17 protein-coding genes are annotated in these 14,669 nt (G+C 62.6%); 9 read left to right on the plus strand and 8 right to left on the minus strand.

The genetic code is table 11. The features are described from left to right. Positions 1–286: 286 nt before the first annotated feature. From NKH52_RS34160 to NKH52_RS34180, 5 genes are all read left to right on the plus strand, one after another. Positions 287–973 (plus strand): M15 family metallopeptidase, encoded by a 687-nt coding sequence (locus tag NKH52_RS34160; protein ID WP_352733322.1) that lies wholly within the window; start codon positions 287–289, stop codon positions 971–973. A 219-nt stretch (positions 974–1,192) separates the two neighbouring features. Next, positions 1,193–2,218, plus strand: a complete 1,026-nt coding sequence (locus NKH52_RS34165; RefSeq protein WP_127271865.1) for a sulfate ABC transporter substrate-binding protein — start codon at positions 1,193–1,195, stop codon at positions 2,216–2,218. A 21-nt stretch (positions 2,219–2,239) separates the two neighbouring features. Continuing rightward, on the plus strand, positions 2,240–3,091 hold the full coding sequence (gene cysT / locus NKH52_RS34170; protein ID WP_013530875.1) for a sulfate ABC transporter permease subunit CysT: 852 nt from the start codon (positions 2,240–2,242) through the stop codon (positions 3,089–3,091). Beyond that, entirely contained in the window at positions 3,084–3,968 is an 885-nt protein-coding gene (gene cysW, locus NKH52_RS34175; protein WP_127270916.1) for a sulfate ABC transporter permease subunit CysW, read from the plus strand. The genes cysT and cysW overlap by 8 nt, the downstream gene beginning before the upstream one ends. A 13-nt stretch (positions 3,969–3,981) precedes the next feature. Continuing rightward, positions 3,982–5,022 (plus strand): sulfate/molybdate ABC transporter ATP-binding protein, encoded by a 1,041-nt coding sequence (locus tag NKH52_RS34180; RefSeq protein ID WP_023813221.1) that lies wholly within the window; start codon positions 3,982–3,984, stop codon positions 5,020–5,022. A 15-nt stretch (positions 5,023–5,037) separates the two neighbouring features. Here the strand turns inward: NKH52_RS34180 and NKH52_RS34185 are convergent, their stop codons facing one another. Then, the gene (locus tag NKH52_RS34185; protein WP_023813222.1) at positions 5,038–5,436 is read right to left on the minus strand and encodes a type II toxin-antitoxin system VapC family toxin; all 399 of its coding nucleotides are present in this window, start codon (positions 5,434–5,436) and stop codon (positions 5,038–5,040) included. Next, complete coding sequence (locus NKH52_RS34190) at positions 5,437–5,709, minus strand: AbrB/MazE/SpoVT family DNA-binding domain-containing protein (protein ID WP_023813223.1); 273 nt, start codon at positions 5,707–5,709, stop codon at positions 5,437–5,439. Between the two features lie 232 nt (positions 5,710–5,941). Here NKH52_RS34190 and NKH52_RS34195 point away from each other — a divergent pair, with 232 nt between their 5' ends. Then, on the plus strand, positions 5,942–6,928 hold the full coding sequence (locus NKH52_RS34195) for a sulfate ABC transporter substrate-binding protein (protein WP_352733319.1): 987 nt from the start codon (positions 5,942–5,944) through the stop codon (positions 6,926–6,928). Between the two features lie 256 nt (positions 6,929–7,184). Next, positions 7,185–7,634: an RrF2 family transcriptional regulator gene (locus tag NKH52_RS34200; protein WP_013530871.1), complete on the plus strand. Its 450-nt coding sequence runs from the start codon at positions 7,185–7,187 to the stop codon at positions 7,632–7,634. A gap of 120 nt (positions 7,635–7,754) precedes the next feature. On the opposite strand, the gene NKH52_RS34205 is transcribed toward NKH52_RS34200, so the two are convergent. Further along, a complete protein-coding gene (locus NKH52_RS34205) occupies positions 7,755–8,624 on the minus strand; it encodes an NmrA family NAD(P)-binding protein (protein ID WP_352968456.1) in 870 nt (289 codons plus the stop codon). Positions 8,625–8,667: 43 nt separating this feature from the next. Further along, positions 8,668–9,090: a DoxX family protein gene (locus NKH52_RS34210; RefSeq protein WP_127295470.1), complete on the minus strand. Its 423-nt coding sequence runs from the start codon at positions 9,088–9,090 to the stop codon at positions 8,668–8,670. 119 nt (positions 9,091–9,209) lie between these two features. Here NKH52_RS34210 and NKH52_RS34215 point away from each other — a divergent pair, with 119 nt between their 5' ends. Both NKH52_RS34215 and NKH52_RS34220 read left to right on the plus strand, forming a co-directional pair. Continuing rightward, entirely contained in the window at positions 9,210–10,115 is a 906-nt protein-coding gene (locus tag NKH52_RS34215) for a LysR family transcriptional regulator (RefSeq protein WP_352733312.1), read from the plus strand. Positions 10,116–10,228: 113 nt separating this feature from the next. After that, a complete protein-coding gene (locus NKH52_RS34220) occupies positions 10,229–10,459 on the plus strand; it encodes a hypothetical protein (RefSeq protein ID WP_023813231.1) in 231 nt (76 codons plus the stop codon). Here NKH52_RS34220 and NKH52_RS34225 read toward each other — a convergent pair. From NKH52_RS34225 to NKH52_RS34240, 4 genes are read right to left on the minus strand one after another with little or no spacing between them, the layout of a single operon-like run. Continuing rightward, a complete protein-coding gene (locus NKH52_RS34225; protein WP_352733309.1) occupies positions 10,454–11,002 on the minus strand; it encodes a gluconokinase in 549 nt (182 codons plus the stop codon). The two genes, NKH52_RS34220 and NKH52_RS34225, sit on opposite strands and share 6 nt — an antisense overlap. A 2-nt stretch (positions 11,003–11,004) precedes the next feature. Next, the gene (locus tag NKH52_RS34230; protein WP_352733306.1) at positions 11,005–11,991 is read right to left on the minus strand and encodes an ABC transporter permease; all 987 of its coding nucleotides are present in this window, start codon (positions 11,989–11,991) and stop codon (positions 11,005–11,007) included. Beyond that, positions 11,988–12,968: an ABC transporter permease gene (locus tag NKH52_RS34235; protein ID WP_127295462.1), complete on the minus strand. Its 981-nt coding sequence runs from the start codon at positions 12,966–12,968 to the stop codon at positions 11,988–11,990. Before NKH52_RS34235 ends, NKH52_RS34230 begins: the two co-directional genes overlap by 4 nt. Beyond that, positions 12,965–14,512 (minus strand): sugar ABC transporter ATP-binding protein, encoded by a 1,548-nt coding sequence (locus NKH52_RS34240; protein WP_352733303.1) that lies wholly within the window; start codon positions 14,510–14,512, stop codon positions 12,965–12,967. Before NKH52_RS34240 ends, NKH52_RS34235 begins: the two co-directional genes overlap by 4 nt. Positions 14,513–14,669 lie beyond the last annotated feature (157 nt).

Here is a 14,669-nt window from a genome sequence, read left to right on the forward strand (position 1 = left end):
GCGCGAGCACAAGAAGCTCGCTCTACGCCAAGCCGCATGACCAGCTTCATGATCGCCCATTTTGCAGAACTTGACGCACACAACCGTTCCGAGGCACCCCCCTCTGGCCTGCCGGCCCTCTCCCCCGCAAGGAGGGAGATCGGATGTCCTTTCCGCTTTCTGTCAAAGACAATACGCAACGGCAAAGCTGCCAATCTCCCCCCTTGCGGGGGAGATGCCCGGCAGGGCAGAGGGGGGTGCCTCGCGCAATCCTCGATCGTCAGCAGCCTCAGCACTTGCAGCAACAATGCTTATCGCGGCAATTCCTCTCCCCGCTTTGGCCGATGCCCTGCCCGCCGGCTTTGTCCGGCTCGCCGATGTCGATCCCTCGATCCGCCAGGACATACGCTACGCCGGATCGGACAATTTTCTGCATCGCAAGGTGGACGGCTATGACGCCCCGGCCTGCATCCTCACCGAGCAGGCGGCAAAGGCACTCTCCGCCGTCCAGAAAGCGATAGCGGCCAGAAGCCTGACCCTGGTGGTGTTCGATTGCTACCGCCCTGCCCGCGCCGTCGCCGACATGAATGAATGGACGCGCGAGGGCGGGCCGCCCGATCCGCAATGGTATTCGAGGGTCAGGCGCAGCGACCTGATCGCCAACGGCTATGTCGGAGAGCTGTCGACCCATTCACGAAGCTCGACCGTCGACGTCGCCATCGCCCGAACGGACCCCAGGTCCAGCCCCAACCCGGCCTGTGGCGCGGTTGATGCCGACACGCTCGATTTCGGTACCGGCTTCGACTGCTTTGATCCGATGAGCGAAACCGCCCACCGCGGCCTTGCCAGTGAAGCGGCGGCAAACCGCAAGATGCTTGTCGACGCCATGCGCGCTGGCGGCTTCAAGAACTATGCAAGGGAATGGTGGCACTTCACGCTGAAAAGCGAACCGTTCGCCAGACAGCGTTTCGACTTTCCCATCATCGCCGATTGATGCACCGGACCAATTCCACACCTTGCCTCGGCACCGCCCCTTGCTAGATAGGCTGAGTGGCCGGGCCATGGATTCTTCCTTTGGCCGCAAGAGGAAAATATTTCTCCTAACGGCGAAATGGCGTCGAACATTTTCTCAAGAGGGGCAAAAAAGGCAACATTGAATGCATCTAATTTCTACCAATTCGGTAGATTTGGCGCGGGTTCAACGGAGGCAGAAATGACCAAACCTCATTTCAGGAAACTGCTCGGCGCACTGGTCGCCACATCTGTCCAGTTCGGCACGCTCGGTTTCGCGTTTGCCGATACCACCATTCTCAACGTGTCCTACGATCCGACACGCGAGCTCTACAAGGCCTATGACGAAGCTTTCGTCGCGCATTGGAAGGCCGAGACCGGAGAGACGGTCACCGTCCAGCAGTCGCATGGCGGATCGGGCGCCCAGGCCCGCGCCGTGATCGATGGCCTCGACGCCGATGTGGTGACGCTGGCACTTGAAGGCGACATCAATGCCATCGTCTCGAAGGCGAAGAAGATCAATCCGGACTGGCGCACCAAATTCGAAAACAATTCAGCGCCTTACACCTCGACCATCATCTTCCTCGTCCGCAAGGGCAATCCCAAAGGCATTCACGACTGGAGCGACCTCGTCAAGGACGGTGTCCAGGTGATTACGCCCAATCCGAAAACCTCCGGCGGCGCGCGCTGGAACTATCTCGCCGCCTGGGCCTACGCTAACGCCAATGACGGCGGCGACGAGGCCAAGACCAAGGAATTCGTCGGCAAGCTCTACGCCAATGCCCCGGTGCTCGACACCGGCGCGCGCGGCTCGACCGTGACCTTCGCGCAAAAGGGTCTTGGCGATGTGCTTATCGCCTGGGAAAACGAGGCCTATCTGGCGCTCGACGAGTTCGGTGCCGACAATTTCGACATCGTCTACCCGCCGACCTCCATCCTGGCAGAACCGCCGGTGGCGGTGGTCGACGCCAATGTCGATGCCAAGGGCACGCGCAAGGTCGCCGAAGCCTATCTGAGCTGGCTCTATTCCAAAGAAGCACAGACGATCATCGCCAAGAACCATTATCGTCCTGCCAAGCCCGATCTGGTGCCGGCCGAGGACCTCGCCAAGCTGCCGCCGATCAAGCTCGTAACCATCGACGATCCACAGTTTGGTGGCTGGAAAAAAGCACAGCCTTATCATTTCGGCGATGGTGGTATATTCGACCAGATCTACAAGCCCCAGTAAGCAGTCGATATTCAGGACGACATGACCACAGCACCCGCCCAGGCGGGGTGGCGATTCAGGCAGCCGAGCGTCATTCCGGGTTTCGGATTGACGCTCGGCTTCTCGCTTGCCTACCTCACCCTCATCATCCTCATCCCGCTGTCCGGGCTGCTCTGGCGCTCGGCCGCCCTTGGCTGGCCTGAATTCTGGGCGATCGCCACCGATCGCCGCACCATCAATGCGCTGAGAATCAGCTTCGGCACCGCCTTCGTCGCGGCTGCGGTCAACGTCGTCTTCGGCACGCTGGTCGCATGGGTGCTGGTGCGCTACCGCTTCCCCGGCCGCCGCATCGTCGATGCCATGGTCGACCTGCCCTTCGCCCTGCCGACGGCTGTGGCCGGCATCGCGCTGACCACGCTCTACGCGCCGAACGGCTGGATCGGCAAATTGCTGATGCCGCTCGGCATCAAGGTCGCCTATACGCCGCTCGGTATCGTCATTGCGCTGATCTTCATCGGCCTGCCCTTCGTCGTGCGCACCGTGCAGCCGATCATGGAGGAGATCGACAAGGAAGTGGAGGAAGCCGCCGCCACGCTTGGCGCCAATCGCTTCCAGATCATCACCCGCATCCTGTTTCCGGGCCTGGCGCCGGCCATCGTCACCGGCTTCGCGCTCGCCTTCGCGCGCGGCGTCGGCGAATACGGCTCCGTCATCTTCATCGCCGGCAACTTGCCCTACAAATCAGAAATCGCACCCCTGCTGATCGTCATTCGGTTGGAGGAATACAATTATCCGGCAGCGACCGCGATCGCGGCGATCATGCTCGCTCTGTCGTTCATCATGCTTTTGGTCGTCAATCTCGCACAGTCATGGAGCCGCAAGCGCTATGGCTGACCCGGAGATCAAATCCTACGAACCCCACCATGAAAGCCAGTCGGCGGCGGTCACGGAAAGCCGCCCTGCGCGCCTGGCTCTGATGGCCGTCGCCTTTGCCTTCCTCGGCATTTTCCTGCTCTTGCCGCTGATCATCGTCTTCAACGAAGCCTTCGCCAAGGGCATCGGTGCCTACACCGAAGCGCTCGGCAGTGCCGACACGCGCTCGGCGATCCGGCTGACGCTGCTGGTGGCGGCGATCTCGGTGCCGCTCAACATCGTCTTCGGCATCTCCGCCGCCTGGGCGATCGCCAAGTTCGAGTTCAAGGGCAAGGCCTTCCTGACCACGCTGATCGACCTCCCCTTCTCGGTCTCGCCGGTCATATCGGGCCTCGTTTATGTGCTTCTGTTCGGCGCCCAGGGGCTGCTCGGCACCTGGCTGAAAGCGCATGGCATCGTCATCCTGTTTGCCGTGCCGGGCATCGTGCTGGCCACAATCTTCGTCACCTTCCCCTTCGTCGCCCGCGAGTTGATCCCGCTGATGCAGGAACAAGGCAATGGCGACGAGGAGGCAGCGCTTTCGCTCGGCGCCAATGGCTGGCAGACCTTCTGGTACGTGACCTTGCCCAACGTCAAATGGGGGCTGCTCTACGGCGTGCTCCTGTGCAATGCGCGTGCCATGGGCGAGTTCGGCGCGGTATCGGTGGTGTCGGGCCACATACGCGGCCTGACCAACACCATGCCGCTGCATGTCGAAATCCTCTACAACGAGTACAACGCCGTCGGTGCCTTCGCCGTCGCTTCATTGCTTGCGGGCCTGGCGCTCGTCACGCTGGTCTTGAAAACACTTCTCGAGATGCGCTACGGCGCCGAGATCGCCGCGACACGCGGGCACTGACAAAGGGACCACTATGGAAGTTCGCGTTGCCAACGTGCGCAAGGAGTTTGACCGGTTTCCGGCGCTTCACGACGTGTCGCTCGACATCAAGTCGGGCGAACTGATCGCGTTGCTGGGACCGTCCGGTTCCGGCAAGACGACACTGCTCAGGCTGATTGCCGGGCTGGAGCGGCCGACACGGGGAAAGATATTCTTCGGCGACGAGGACGCCTCGCACAAGTCGATCCAGGAGCGCAATGTCGGCTTTGTCTTCCAGCACTATGCGCTGTTCCGGCATATGACGGTGGCGGACAATATCGGCTTCGGCCTGAAGGTCCGGCACGGACCGTCGCGCCCGCCGGCGCAGGAGATCCGCCGTCGCGCCTCCGAGCTTCTGGACCTCGTCCAGCTTTCAGGGCTCGAAAAGCGCTATCCGGCGCAGCTCTCCGGCGGCCAGAGGCAGCGCGTGGCGCTGGCGCGCGCCATGGCGATCGAGCCCAAGGTGCTGCTGCTCGACGAGCCGTTCGGCGCGCTTGACGCGCAGGTGCGCCGGGAATTGCGCCGCTGGCTGCGCGAAATCCATGACGCCACCGGCCATACCACCGTCTTCGTCACCCACGACCAGGAAGAGGCGCTGGAGCTTGCCGACCGCGTCGTGGTGATGAGCCAGGGCCGCATCGAGCAGGTCGGCACCGCCGACGATATCTACGACACGCCGAACTCGCCCTTCGTCTATGGCTTCATCGGTGAATCAAGCTCGCTTCCCGTCAAGGTCGAGAATGGCGAGATCTGGCTCGCCGACCGTCCGATCGGGATTGCCGCGCCCAACGAGCCCTCGGGCGATGCGACGCTCTATTTCCGCCCGCATGATGTCGAACTGCTGGACGGCTGCAGCGGCTGTATCGCCGGCACGGTCGCCGCCAGCCGCCGCGTCGCCGGCACGCGCCGGGTCGAGCTTGAGATCGGCGGAGAGCGCCAGCGGGTCGAAATCGAACTGCCGGTCGATCACCCCGCGGCGCAGAAAAGCCGGGTGGCGTTCCGCCCCGGACGCTGGAAGCTTTTTCCGGCGGCTTGATCCTCTGGTCGAGGGCTACGCCAGCCAGTTCTCGACCTTCAGGCCTTTGATCCGGTTGAACTCGCCCGTGTTGGCGGTCACCAGCGTGGCGCCCAATGCACAGGCATGAGCGGCAATAAAAAGATCGTTGTGGCCAATGGTCTGGCCTGCCGCTTCAAGCTCGGCGCGAAGTCCGCCATACTCGGCATCCACCGGCACATCGAGCGGCAAGACAGGAATCTCGGCCAGCAAGTCTTCAACCTTCTTGAGCAGCTTGGCCGATCCCTTCCTGGCGCAGCCATATCGCAATTCCGAGGCGACCACGATGCTGGTGCAAACCGCGTCATCTCCCTCGCGCGACATTGCCCTCGCGGCCTTGCCAGCCGGGTTTCGGATCATGTCGCTGATGATGTTCGTATCCAGCATGAACCGCATCTAGAAAATGTCCTCGGATTTGACTGGCGTGTCGTCGATCTCGGGGAAGTCGTCTTCAGGATCGAGCGGCGGCTCTTTCGCCCACTGGGCGAGCAACGCGGTGAGGCCAGGTTTGCGAACCGGCTCGATGACAAGACGATCGCCTTCCCGGCTGATCAGGACTTTTTCGCCGGGAAGCTCGAACTCGACAGGAATGCGCACCGCCTGGCTGCGGTTGTTGCGAAACAGCTTCGCCTCCTTGGGCGGCGTTGTTGAATGACGGTTCTGGGGCATGTTGCAGCTCTTTTGTATATGCCACTTGTATATGCCATACAGCGCCCCAAAACAAGGCACAGAAAAACTCCGACGAAGACAGCCATCTTCCAGAACAGGATTCCAACAACCGCCACGTCAAGAGAGATATTTTCTCACGACGAGGCCACGAACCTATGGCGCATGCCTCGTCGCACACCACGCGCCCCGGCTATGGTCCGGCTATAAACGCCTTGCATCGGAGCCTTTTTTCATGAAGCGATTTTTCCTTGGGCTTGCCACCGTCGCAGGCCTGTTCCTTGCATCCTCCCAAGCCTGGTCGGCCGACAAACTGCTCAATGCGTCCTATGACGTCGGCCGCGAATTGTTTGTTCAGATCAACAAGGCCTTCATCGCGCAGCATCCGGGTGTCACCGTCGACCAGTCGCATGCCGGCACTTCGGCGCAGGCGCGTGCCATCGCCGAGGGCCTTGGCGCCGATGTCGTTACCTTCAACCAGGTCACCGACATCGACTTCCTGGTCAAGAAGGACCTCGTGTCGGCCGACTGGCAGAAGGATTTTCCCGACAACGCCTCGCCCTTCTATTCGCTGCCTTCATTCCTGGTACGCGCTGGCAACCCCAAGCATATCAAGGACTGGAACGATCTCGTGCGCGACGACGTGCAGGTGATCTTCCCCAACCCGAAAACCTCCGGCAATGCGCGCTATACCTATCTGGCGGCCACCGCCTACGCCAAGGAGGCCTTCAAGGGCGACGACGCCAAGGTGAAGGAGTTCATCACCAAGCTTTTCAACAACGTGCCGATCTTCGACACCGGCGGCCGCGCCGCGACCACCACCTTTGTGCAGCGCGAGATCGGCGACGTACTGATCACCTTCGAGTCGGAGACGCGCGGCATCCGCAAGGAGTATGGCGACGACAAGTTCGAGCAGGTCACGCCTTCGGTCAGCCTGCTGGCCGAATTTCCGGTCGCGATCGTCGACAAGGTCGCCGACGAGCACGGCACGCGCGATCTGGCCAAGACCTATCTCGACTTCCTCTACACGCCGGAGGGCCAAGACATCGCCGCTCGCAACGGCCTCAGAGCCCGCGACGCCGCCGTGGCGGCAAAATACAAGGCCGATTTCCCCGATATCCGGCTGCTGGCGGTGGAAGACGTCTTCGGCGGCTGGGACAAAGTGCAGAAAGAGCATTTCGCCGCCGGCGGCCTGCTCGACCAGACCTACGGCAGCCGCTGAAGGCAGCGATATCTGCGGAGCAGACGGAAAAGCCGGCGCCCTGCTGGCTTTTCGCTTTTTGAAGGCCGATAACCTGGTTATCAGTGGAATATCCGCGTTCTCAGTGCAAAACGTTACAAAGAATCAACGCGTTTGTGCCTAACGTGCAATTTGGTGTCTGTTTCGCGGAACATCATCGCGCGGCGAAAATGTCATTATTTGCACACAAACAGTCGCCAGATGCGAGTGGTTGGGGCTTTTATGGGTTGATCTGGGCATGCTGACAAAAAAAGGCAAATACGGCCTCAAGGCCCTCGTGCATCTGTCTGGCCTGCCGGCCGGCCAATTGGCCTTCGTCAATGACATCGCGGTGGCCAACAACATCCCGAAGAAATTCCTCGATGCCATCCTGGGCGAGTTGCGCAACGCCGGCTTCGTCCAGAGCCGCAAGGGCAAGGAAGGCGGCTACCGCCTCGCCCGGCCCGCCTCCGAAATCAAGATCGGCCATGTCGTGCGCGTGCTGGACGGGCCGCTGGCGCCGATCCCTTGCGCCAGCCGCACGCAGTATCAGCGCTGCGAGGATTGCGACGAGGCGACCTGCCAGGTCCGCCACATGATGCTGGAGGTGCGGCAGGCGATCGCCGAAGTGCTGGACAATCGCAGCCTTGCCGCCATGCGCGACGCCGACAATGACGATTTCCCGGTTGAGCTGACGTCACAGATATAAACCACCCACTGCAAGCTGACCGCGCTCAGACAGACATGAGATTCTTCCATTGAAGAGGGAGTTCTCCAAATCCCGGGTTGCGAAGACTCGAAATCACAGGAGAACCCCATACAGTTTGGCCTATCCGTTCAAATTGGACGCAGCCTCGAATACATCGCGTGCGGACGTCGTACCCGCCACGTGCTCCGTACCCGCCACACCGATGTCCATCCATCCCGCATTCACGGCCTCGTACATTTCTTCGGCAGGTCCGCTGTGGCCCTTCGGGATGCCGAATTGCTCGAGCGCTTCCGCCCACCCCGCACGCGGGATTGCAAAGGCTTTCACGTCGAGATTCAGGACTTCGCCCAATTGCTCGGCGACGTCGTCCGCGCTGACCATCGAACCAAGCTCGACGATGCGCTGCCCTGACCACGCTGGCCCGGTCAAAAGCGTTGCGAATTCCGCGCCGATGTCGTTCGTCGCGACCATTGTCGATTTCCGGTTTGTCGGATTGTAGAAAGCCGGCAGCGTTCCGCCCTGCGCGACCTGCAACCCGAAAAGAAAATTCTCGAAGAATCCGCCTGCGCGCACAAAAGCAACTGGCGATGTCAGGTCGCGAAAACCTTGCTCCAGAAGGGACAAGGCCGCGATCACCCCGTGCCCGCTGGTTCTGTTCGCGCCCATAGACGAAAGCGCAACCACTCGCGGCGGCGCTGCCTTGGTGAGCGCCTCGACATAGCTTGCTATCACGCCCTTTGCTTCCTTGTAATCGGGCGAAGGCGCCCAGACAGGGGGCAGCATGACCAACGCGCCTTCGACGCCTTCGAGCGCTCGCTCGATGGCTGCCGAATCGTTCCAATCACCGTCAACGAGCTCCACGCCCCGGTTCGCCCAGCTCAACGCCTTCTCGCGGTCGCGGACCAGCGCGCGCACCTTCTTGCCTTGCGCTAGCAAATGCCTTGCCGTCGCGCCGCCCACGTTTCCCGTGATTCCCATTACTAAGAACATGTGTTTTCTCCTGATGTTTAGGGACAGAGCTGCCCCTGTTGGTTCAATGGATGAGCGGCAGAATGGCCCGGATACGGGGATCGCGCAGATAGAGGCCGCCCCAGGTCATCGCGCCCAGAAGCAGGGAAATGATTTCCGGCGGCGACCCCAACTCACCGATGCGGAGATGGGCGCAGATGGCACCTCCCAGAAAGCCAGTCACCAGGATCGCGCCGAGGACGGCGGTGACCGGGATGGCGTAGAGGATGGCGCAGGCGAGTATGATCGGACCCACGACACGGGTCAGGTCCATCGCGAACCCGGTTTCCTGCAACATGCTCGCGATCCGTGCCGGCGCGAAAAGCTGAACAGTGCCGTCTGCCATCAAAGCGATAACGACAAACGCGCTCATTATCCGGCCGGCCCACAGGGCGCGATGCAAGGTCATAGTTTCAGGTGTCTGATGCAGGTTCACGGTTTCCGACACTTGTCATTCTCCATTGGGAAGATCCCATGTTCTAAGCTTACTGTGCCCCCAAGACGTGATAAACACCGAGGAAATGAACCGACTGTTCTCTTTTCGGGAAACAATACCGGGGCACGAAAATGCAAAATCTCGAATCCATCCTCATTTTCATAACGGTAGCGGAAATGGGGAGCTTCACCCGCGCAGCCGACAGCCTGGGCATCCAAAAGGGGAGAGCCTCAACGGCGGTCCGGAAGCTGGAAGAAGATCTCGGTGTCAGGCTCCTGCACCGGACGACGCGCAGCGTGCGGTTGACGGAAGACGGACGCGCATTTCATGTCCGTGCCCGCGATCTGCTTGCTGAAGTCGATGATCTGCACTCGATGTTCGCAGGCGATCGCGTGGCACTTCGCGGGCGTTTGCGGGTCGACCTTCCAACCGAAGTGGCGCGCACAACGATCGTGCCTGCCTTGCCGGATTTCATGGCGGCGCACCCCGAGTTGGAGCTGGAGGTGTCGAGTACGGATCGGCAAGTCGATCTGGTTCAAGAGGGGTTCGATTGTGTATTGCGGCTTGGACCCATTCGGGACGAGACGCTGATTGCCCGCCCGTTGGGCCTGTTGCGCATGGCCAACGCTGCCAGCCCCGCCTATCTGGCGCGCCATGGCGTCCCTCGGTCGCTGGAAGATCTCCAGCGTCAGGAACATAGGACAATTCACTTTTCGACGGTGCTGGGCGCGAGACCCTATGGATGGGAATATCCGGACGGCGACAGCTACGCGACGCTTCAGTTGCCAGGTGCGCTACACGTCAACAGCGCGCAGACCTACGAAGCCGCCGCCCTCGCCGGCCTTGGTGTGATTCAGGCGCCACTCTTGGGCATTGGCCGATACTTGGAGAGTGGAGCGCTTGTCGAGATCATACCCGATTTTCGTCGCCGGGCGCTCGCCGTGTCCCTCGTCGTTGCGCATCGGAGCAATCTGTCACGCCGAGTCCGCGCATTCATGAAATGGATCGAAGATGTGCTGACGCCATATATGGAATAGCGACACGAATATCTTCGTCCGACCCTCGAAATCGACATTTCTGAAGTTGTGTCTGCCGACCGACGGTCCGGCGTCGCGGGCGCCGGCTCAAGCGCGGACATGAGTACCGGGCCGTGCTCAGCCCCGCGCTGGCGCCGGAGGCGTCTGTCACCCCGGCAACGGACACCGCCAGGGATGGCGCCAAGAACATGGCCGTGCAGGCGCACTACATCCTGCTCAAGCGTGACCGCCTGCTGGAGGCGCTGAGGCTCTACCCCGAGCAGATGCTGACGTGGTCCCGCCGGCAGCGGCTGACCGAGGCCCAGGACAGCACCGGCATCGGCACTGACGATGAAAGTTCATGACCGGGGTATCAGGCGGACCGCGGCAGCGACGAGCTCACCGACCGGGCGCGTCGCATCGAGCGTCAAGGCCCGCTCCTCCACTGCCGGCGGCTCGAGGATGGCGAACTGGCTGTCGACCAGGCTTGCCGGCATGAAATGGCCCTTGCGGTTACCGACACGCTGCCTGGCCGTGGCAGGGTCGATCTCCAGATAGAGGAAGACGATTTCCGGGCAGAAGCCGCTCAACCGGTCGCGGTAGCTGCGCTTCAGTGCCGAGCAGGCGGCAACCACGCCCTGTCCGCCGCCCACCGACTCCGCGATGCGCTCGCCGATCGCGTTGAGCCAGCCTTCGCGCAGTTGATCGGTAAGCGGTTCGCCGCTTGCCATGCGTGCGACGTTTTCCGGCGGGTGCAGCCTGTCGCCCTCGATGAAGGTAACGCCCAGCGCGGCCGCCAGCGCAATACCGACGGCCGACTTGCCGCAGCCGGCGACGCCCATCACCACGATGGCCGGAGACACCGAGCCGGGAGCGCCCGCTGGCGCCTGTGCTGTCTTTTCGTCCACTGTCAGCGGCTTGCCGGCGCGCGGCCGTAGAGCAGCAGCATGGCGACGATGACGACACCGTAGATGATCTGCCGCCCCGCCTCCGGCATCTGCATGACGGAGAGGATGGACTGCAGCAGCGTGATGAGGATGACACCGGCGACAGTGCCGAGATAAGAGCCGCGTCCGCCCAGGATCGAGGTGCCGCCAAGCACCACCGCGGCGATCGACGGCAGCAGATAAGCGTCGCCCATCGACTGCGCCGCCTTGGAGGCATAGCCCGCCAGAAGCACGCCGCCGAAAGCCGAGAGCCCGCCGGAGACGGCGAAGGCGATCATCACCACACGCCGTGTGTCGATGCCGGAGAGATAGGCCGCGCGCTCGCGGTTGCCGATGCCGTAGACGGTGCGGCCGAAGCTGGTACGGGTCAGCACGAACACCATCGCGGCTCCGATCAGCGCCCAGATGATGACCGCGTTGGGCACGCCCGGAATGGCGAAGCCGGTCGCCAGGTAGCGCATCGCGCCCGTCGCCGAATCCTGCGGCGAGAAGCCGCCTGTGTAGACCACCATCAGCCCTTGCGCGACAGCGTTGGTGGCCAATGTGATGATCATCGAGGGGATGCGCAGATAGGCGACGCCGATGCCGTTGACGACGCCGATCAGCATGCCGCAGAAAATACCGAACGGAATGGCCAGCGCCACGCCGACCGGGCCGTACGCCGCCGCAGCGCAGGCCATCATGGCGCCGGCCGCCACCGCCCACGGCACCGACAGGTCGATCTGACCGAGCAGGATGACCAGCATCATCCCGGTGGCGATGACGCTGAGGAATGAAGCCACCTTGAGCTGCTGCAGAAGATATTCAGGCGACAGGAAGCTTCTGGAATAGAGGCTGCCCAGGAACAGCAAGAGAACGATGCAGGCAAAGGCCGTCAGCACCGCCGGATCGGCGCGGCGGATGAATCTGGGCATGCGGCCGGCAATGCCGCCAAGCGTCGTTTCGCTCACAGGAACCACTCCAGCCGGTTGCGGACCCGAAACAGGGCGAAGGCGCCGAGGCTGACGGCGACCAGCAGGATAACGCCCTGGAACAGCGGCTGCCAGAGCGGATCGAAATCGAAGACGAACAACAGGTCGCCGATGGTACGGAAGGCCAGTGCGCCGAAGATGGCGCCGATGGCGCTGCCCTTGCCGCCGAACAGCGAAACGCCGCCGAGCACCACGGCGGCGATCGAAAACAGCGTGTAGGAGTTGCCGCTGGCATAGGCCGCTTCACCCGTATAGGTGAAGAAGGTCAGGAACAGTCCGCCGATCGCCGCCAGCAGGCCGGCCAGCGTGTAGGCGGCGAACTTGCCGCGCCGGATCGGCACACCCGACATGTAGGCCGCCGTCTCCGATGAGCCCGCCGCGTAGGCGGCGCGGCCGAGCACCGAGCGGCTGAACGGCACCCAGATCACCAGCACGACGGCCAGCAGGACGACCAGGCTCGCCGGCACCACGCCAAACACACGGCCGGTCAGCGCGTCGGCCAGATCCTCATTGACCGAGCCGCCCGGGAATGGCCGCAGCAAAAGGCCGATGCCGTAATAGACGGCCCCCGTGGCAATGGTGGCGACAATCGGCTGCAGCCGGCCATAGATGACGATGGCGCCGTTGATCGCGCCGCACAGCAGCCCTACCGCCAGCACGGCGATGACACCGAGCGTCGTCTGCATCGGCGTGCCGACCACCAGCCAGGAGGCGAGGCAGTTGGTGAGCAGGAAGATCATACCGACGGACAAGTCGATGCCCGCGGTGATCACCACCAGCGTCTGCGCCATGGCGACAAAGGCGAGCAGCACACCCTTGTTCGACGCCGTCTGCACGACATTGGCGGTGAAGCCCGCCGGATGGTTCGAGGTGTAGATGACGAACATGACGATGAAGATGCCGAACGCCAGCAGCGTTCCGCGCTGCTCGGCCAGCCAGTAGCGCCAATCTTTCACGCGCTTGCTCCCAGGCCCACTGGGCTCTCCTCGCCATGGATGTTGAGCGCGCTTGATATCAGCGCCCGCTCGGTGATCTCGGCACCGACCAACTCGCGCTTGACCGCCCCGTCATAGAGCACCAGCACGCGATCGCAGCAGCCGATCAGTTCGTCATAATCGGTCGAGTAGAACAGGATCGCCGCACCCGCGTCGGCCAATTTGCGCATCAGCTGGTACAACTCCTGCTTGGTGCCGACGTCGATGCCACGCGTCGGATCGTTGAGCAGGATGATGCGCGGCTGGCGCATCAGCCATTTGGCGATGACCACTTTCTGCTGGTTGCCGCCCGAAAGCGCGCCGACCGGAATGTCGAGGCCCGCCGTCTTGATCGCCAAGAGGCCGACCATGTCGTCGATCAGCCGCTGCTCGGCGGCGCGATCGATAATGCCGGCTTTCGACAGCCGGTCGAGCGCCGCGAACGACAGGTTCTCGCGCACCGTCATCGGCAGCATCAGCCCTTCGGTCTTGCGGTCCTCGGGAATGAGCGCCATGCCGATGCCGTCGTCGCGCGCAACGGATGGACTGGTGATCGAGACAGGCTTGCCGTCGATCAGGATCTGGCCGCTGAGGCCCCGCAGCACGCCGAAGAAGGCGAGCAGCAATTCGCGCTGGCCCTGGCCGTCGAGGCCGCCAAGGCCGACCACCTCACCTGCCCTGACGGTCAGCGAGATATCGTGCAGCCGGTCGGCCCATGAGAGCTTGCGGGCCTCGAGCCTGGGGGCCGCGGTGGCAGGCACGGCCGCCGGCTTGGGCGGAAAGATATGGCTGTATTCGCGGCCGATCATCAGTTCGACCACCTCATTGTCGCTCTTCGAGCCGGCTGCATAGCTGGCGACATTGCGGCCGTTGCGGAACACCGTGCACTGATCCGCCAGTTCGGCGATCTCGTTCATGCGGTGCGAGATGTAAAGCAGCGCCAGCCCTTCCGAGCGCAGCCGCTTCAGCACCGCGAAGATCTTCGAGACATCCGCGGCGGTCAGCGCGGAGGTGGCTTCGTCGAGGATGAGGATGCGCGGCTTGCGTGCCAATGCCTTGGCGATCTCGACCATCTGGCGGCGCGACAATGGCAGGTCCTTGACCAGCGCCAGCGGGTGGATGTCGGCGGCGCCGGCGCGAGCAAGTGCTTCTTCGGCGATGCGGCGCTGCGCCTTGCGGTCGATCATGCCGAAGCGTTTGGGCGGATCGGAAATGACGATGTTGTCGGCCACGCTGAGCTCAGGGACCAGCGACAGTTCCTGGAAGATGCAGACGATGCCGGCCTTGTTGGCGGCCCCCGGAGAAGCGAAGGTCGCCTCGCGCCCGTCCAGCGTCATGCGGCCCTCATCGGGCGCCACGACACCTGCCATAACCTTGATCAGCGTCGATTTGCCGGCGCCGTTTTCACCGAGAATGGCGTGGATGCTGCCGGCTTCGACGACAAGCTCGGCCTTCTCCAGCGCACGTACGCCGCCATAGCGCTTGGATATGCCTTCCATACGAAAGAGCGGAGCCGCACCGTCCATCGGCCCTCCCAGGGCGATTGTGGGATTGAGACAAGCGCCGCCGCGCCAGCCCCGGCGCCCCGGGGGCGCCAGCGCAGATTTTAATGTTTTTCTTTGTGTGAGCCAATATTTACTGTGCGGGGAAAATTTTTACGCCGGTAGGGGAAGCAATTGCGGC

Origin of the sequence: Mesorhizobium sp. M1066 (assembly GCF_040318635.1) — a bacterium.
Lineage (GTDB): Bacteria > Pseudomonadota > Alphaproteobacteria > Rhizobiales > Rhizobiaceae > Mesorhizobium.

Excerpts from the sequence above, each read along its gene's own strand:
- cysW (WP_127270916.1), top strand. The coding sequence starts at position 3,084 with ATGGCTGACCCGGAGATCAAATCCTACGAACCCCACCATGAAAGCCAG.
- NKH52_RS34180 (WP_023813221.1), top strand. The coding sequence starts at position 3,982 with ATGGAAGTTCGCGTTGCCAACGTGCGCAAGGAGTTTGACCGGTTTCCG.
- NKH52_RS34205 (WP_352968456.1), bottom strand. The coding sequence starts at position 8,624 with ATGTTCTTAGTAATGGGAATCACGGGAAACGTGGGCGGCGCGACGGCA.
- NKH52_RS34195 (WP_352733319.1), top strand. The coding sequence starts at position 5,942 with ATGAAGCGATTTTTCCTTGGGCTTGCCACCGTCGCAGGCCTGTTCCTT.
- NKH52_RS34200 (WP_013530871.1), top strand. The coding sequence starts at position 7,185 with ATGCTGACAAAAAAAGGCAAATACGGCCTCAAGGCCCTCGTGCATCTG.
- NKH52_RS34160 (WP_352733322.1), top strand. The coding sequence starts at position 287 with ATGCTTATCGCGGCAATTCCTCTCCCCGCTTTGGCCGATGCCCTGCCC.
- NKH52_RS34165 (WP_127271865.1), top strand. The coding sequence starts at position 1,193 with ATGACCAAACCTCATTTCAGGAAACTGCTCGGCGCACTGGTCGCCACA.
- NKH52_RS34190 (WP_023813223.1), bottom strand. The coding sequence starts at position 5,709 with ATGCCCCAGAACCGTCATTCAACAACGCCGCCCAAGGAGGCGAAGCTG.
- NKH52_RS34240 (WP_352733303.1), bottom strand. The coding sequence starts at position 14,512 with ATGGACGGTGCGGCTCCGCTCTTTCGTATGGAAGGCATATCCAAGCGC.
- NKH52_RS34215 (WP_352733312.1), top strand. The coding sequence starts at position 9,210 with ATGCAAAATCTCGAATCCATCCTCATTTTCATAACGGTAGCGGAAATG.
- cysT (WP_013530875.1), top strand. The coding sequence starts at position 2,240 with ATGACCACAGCACCCGCCCAGGCGGGGTGGCGATTCAGGCAGCCGAGC.
- NKH52_RS34185 (WP_023813222.1), bottom strand. The coding sequence starts at position 5,436 with ATGCGGTTCATGCTGGATACGAACATCATCAGCGACATGATCCGAAAC.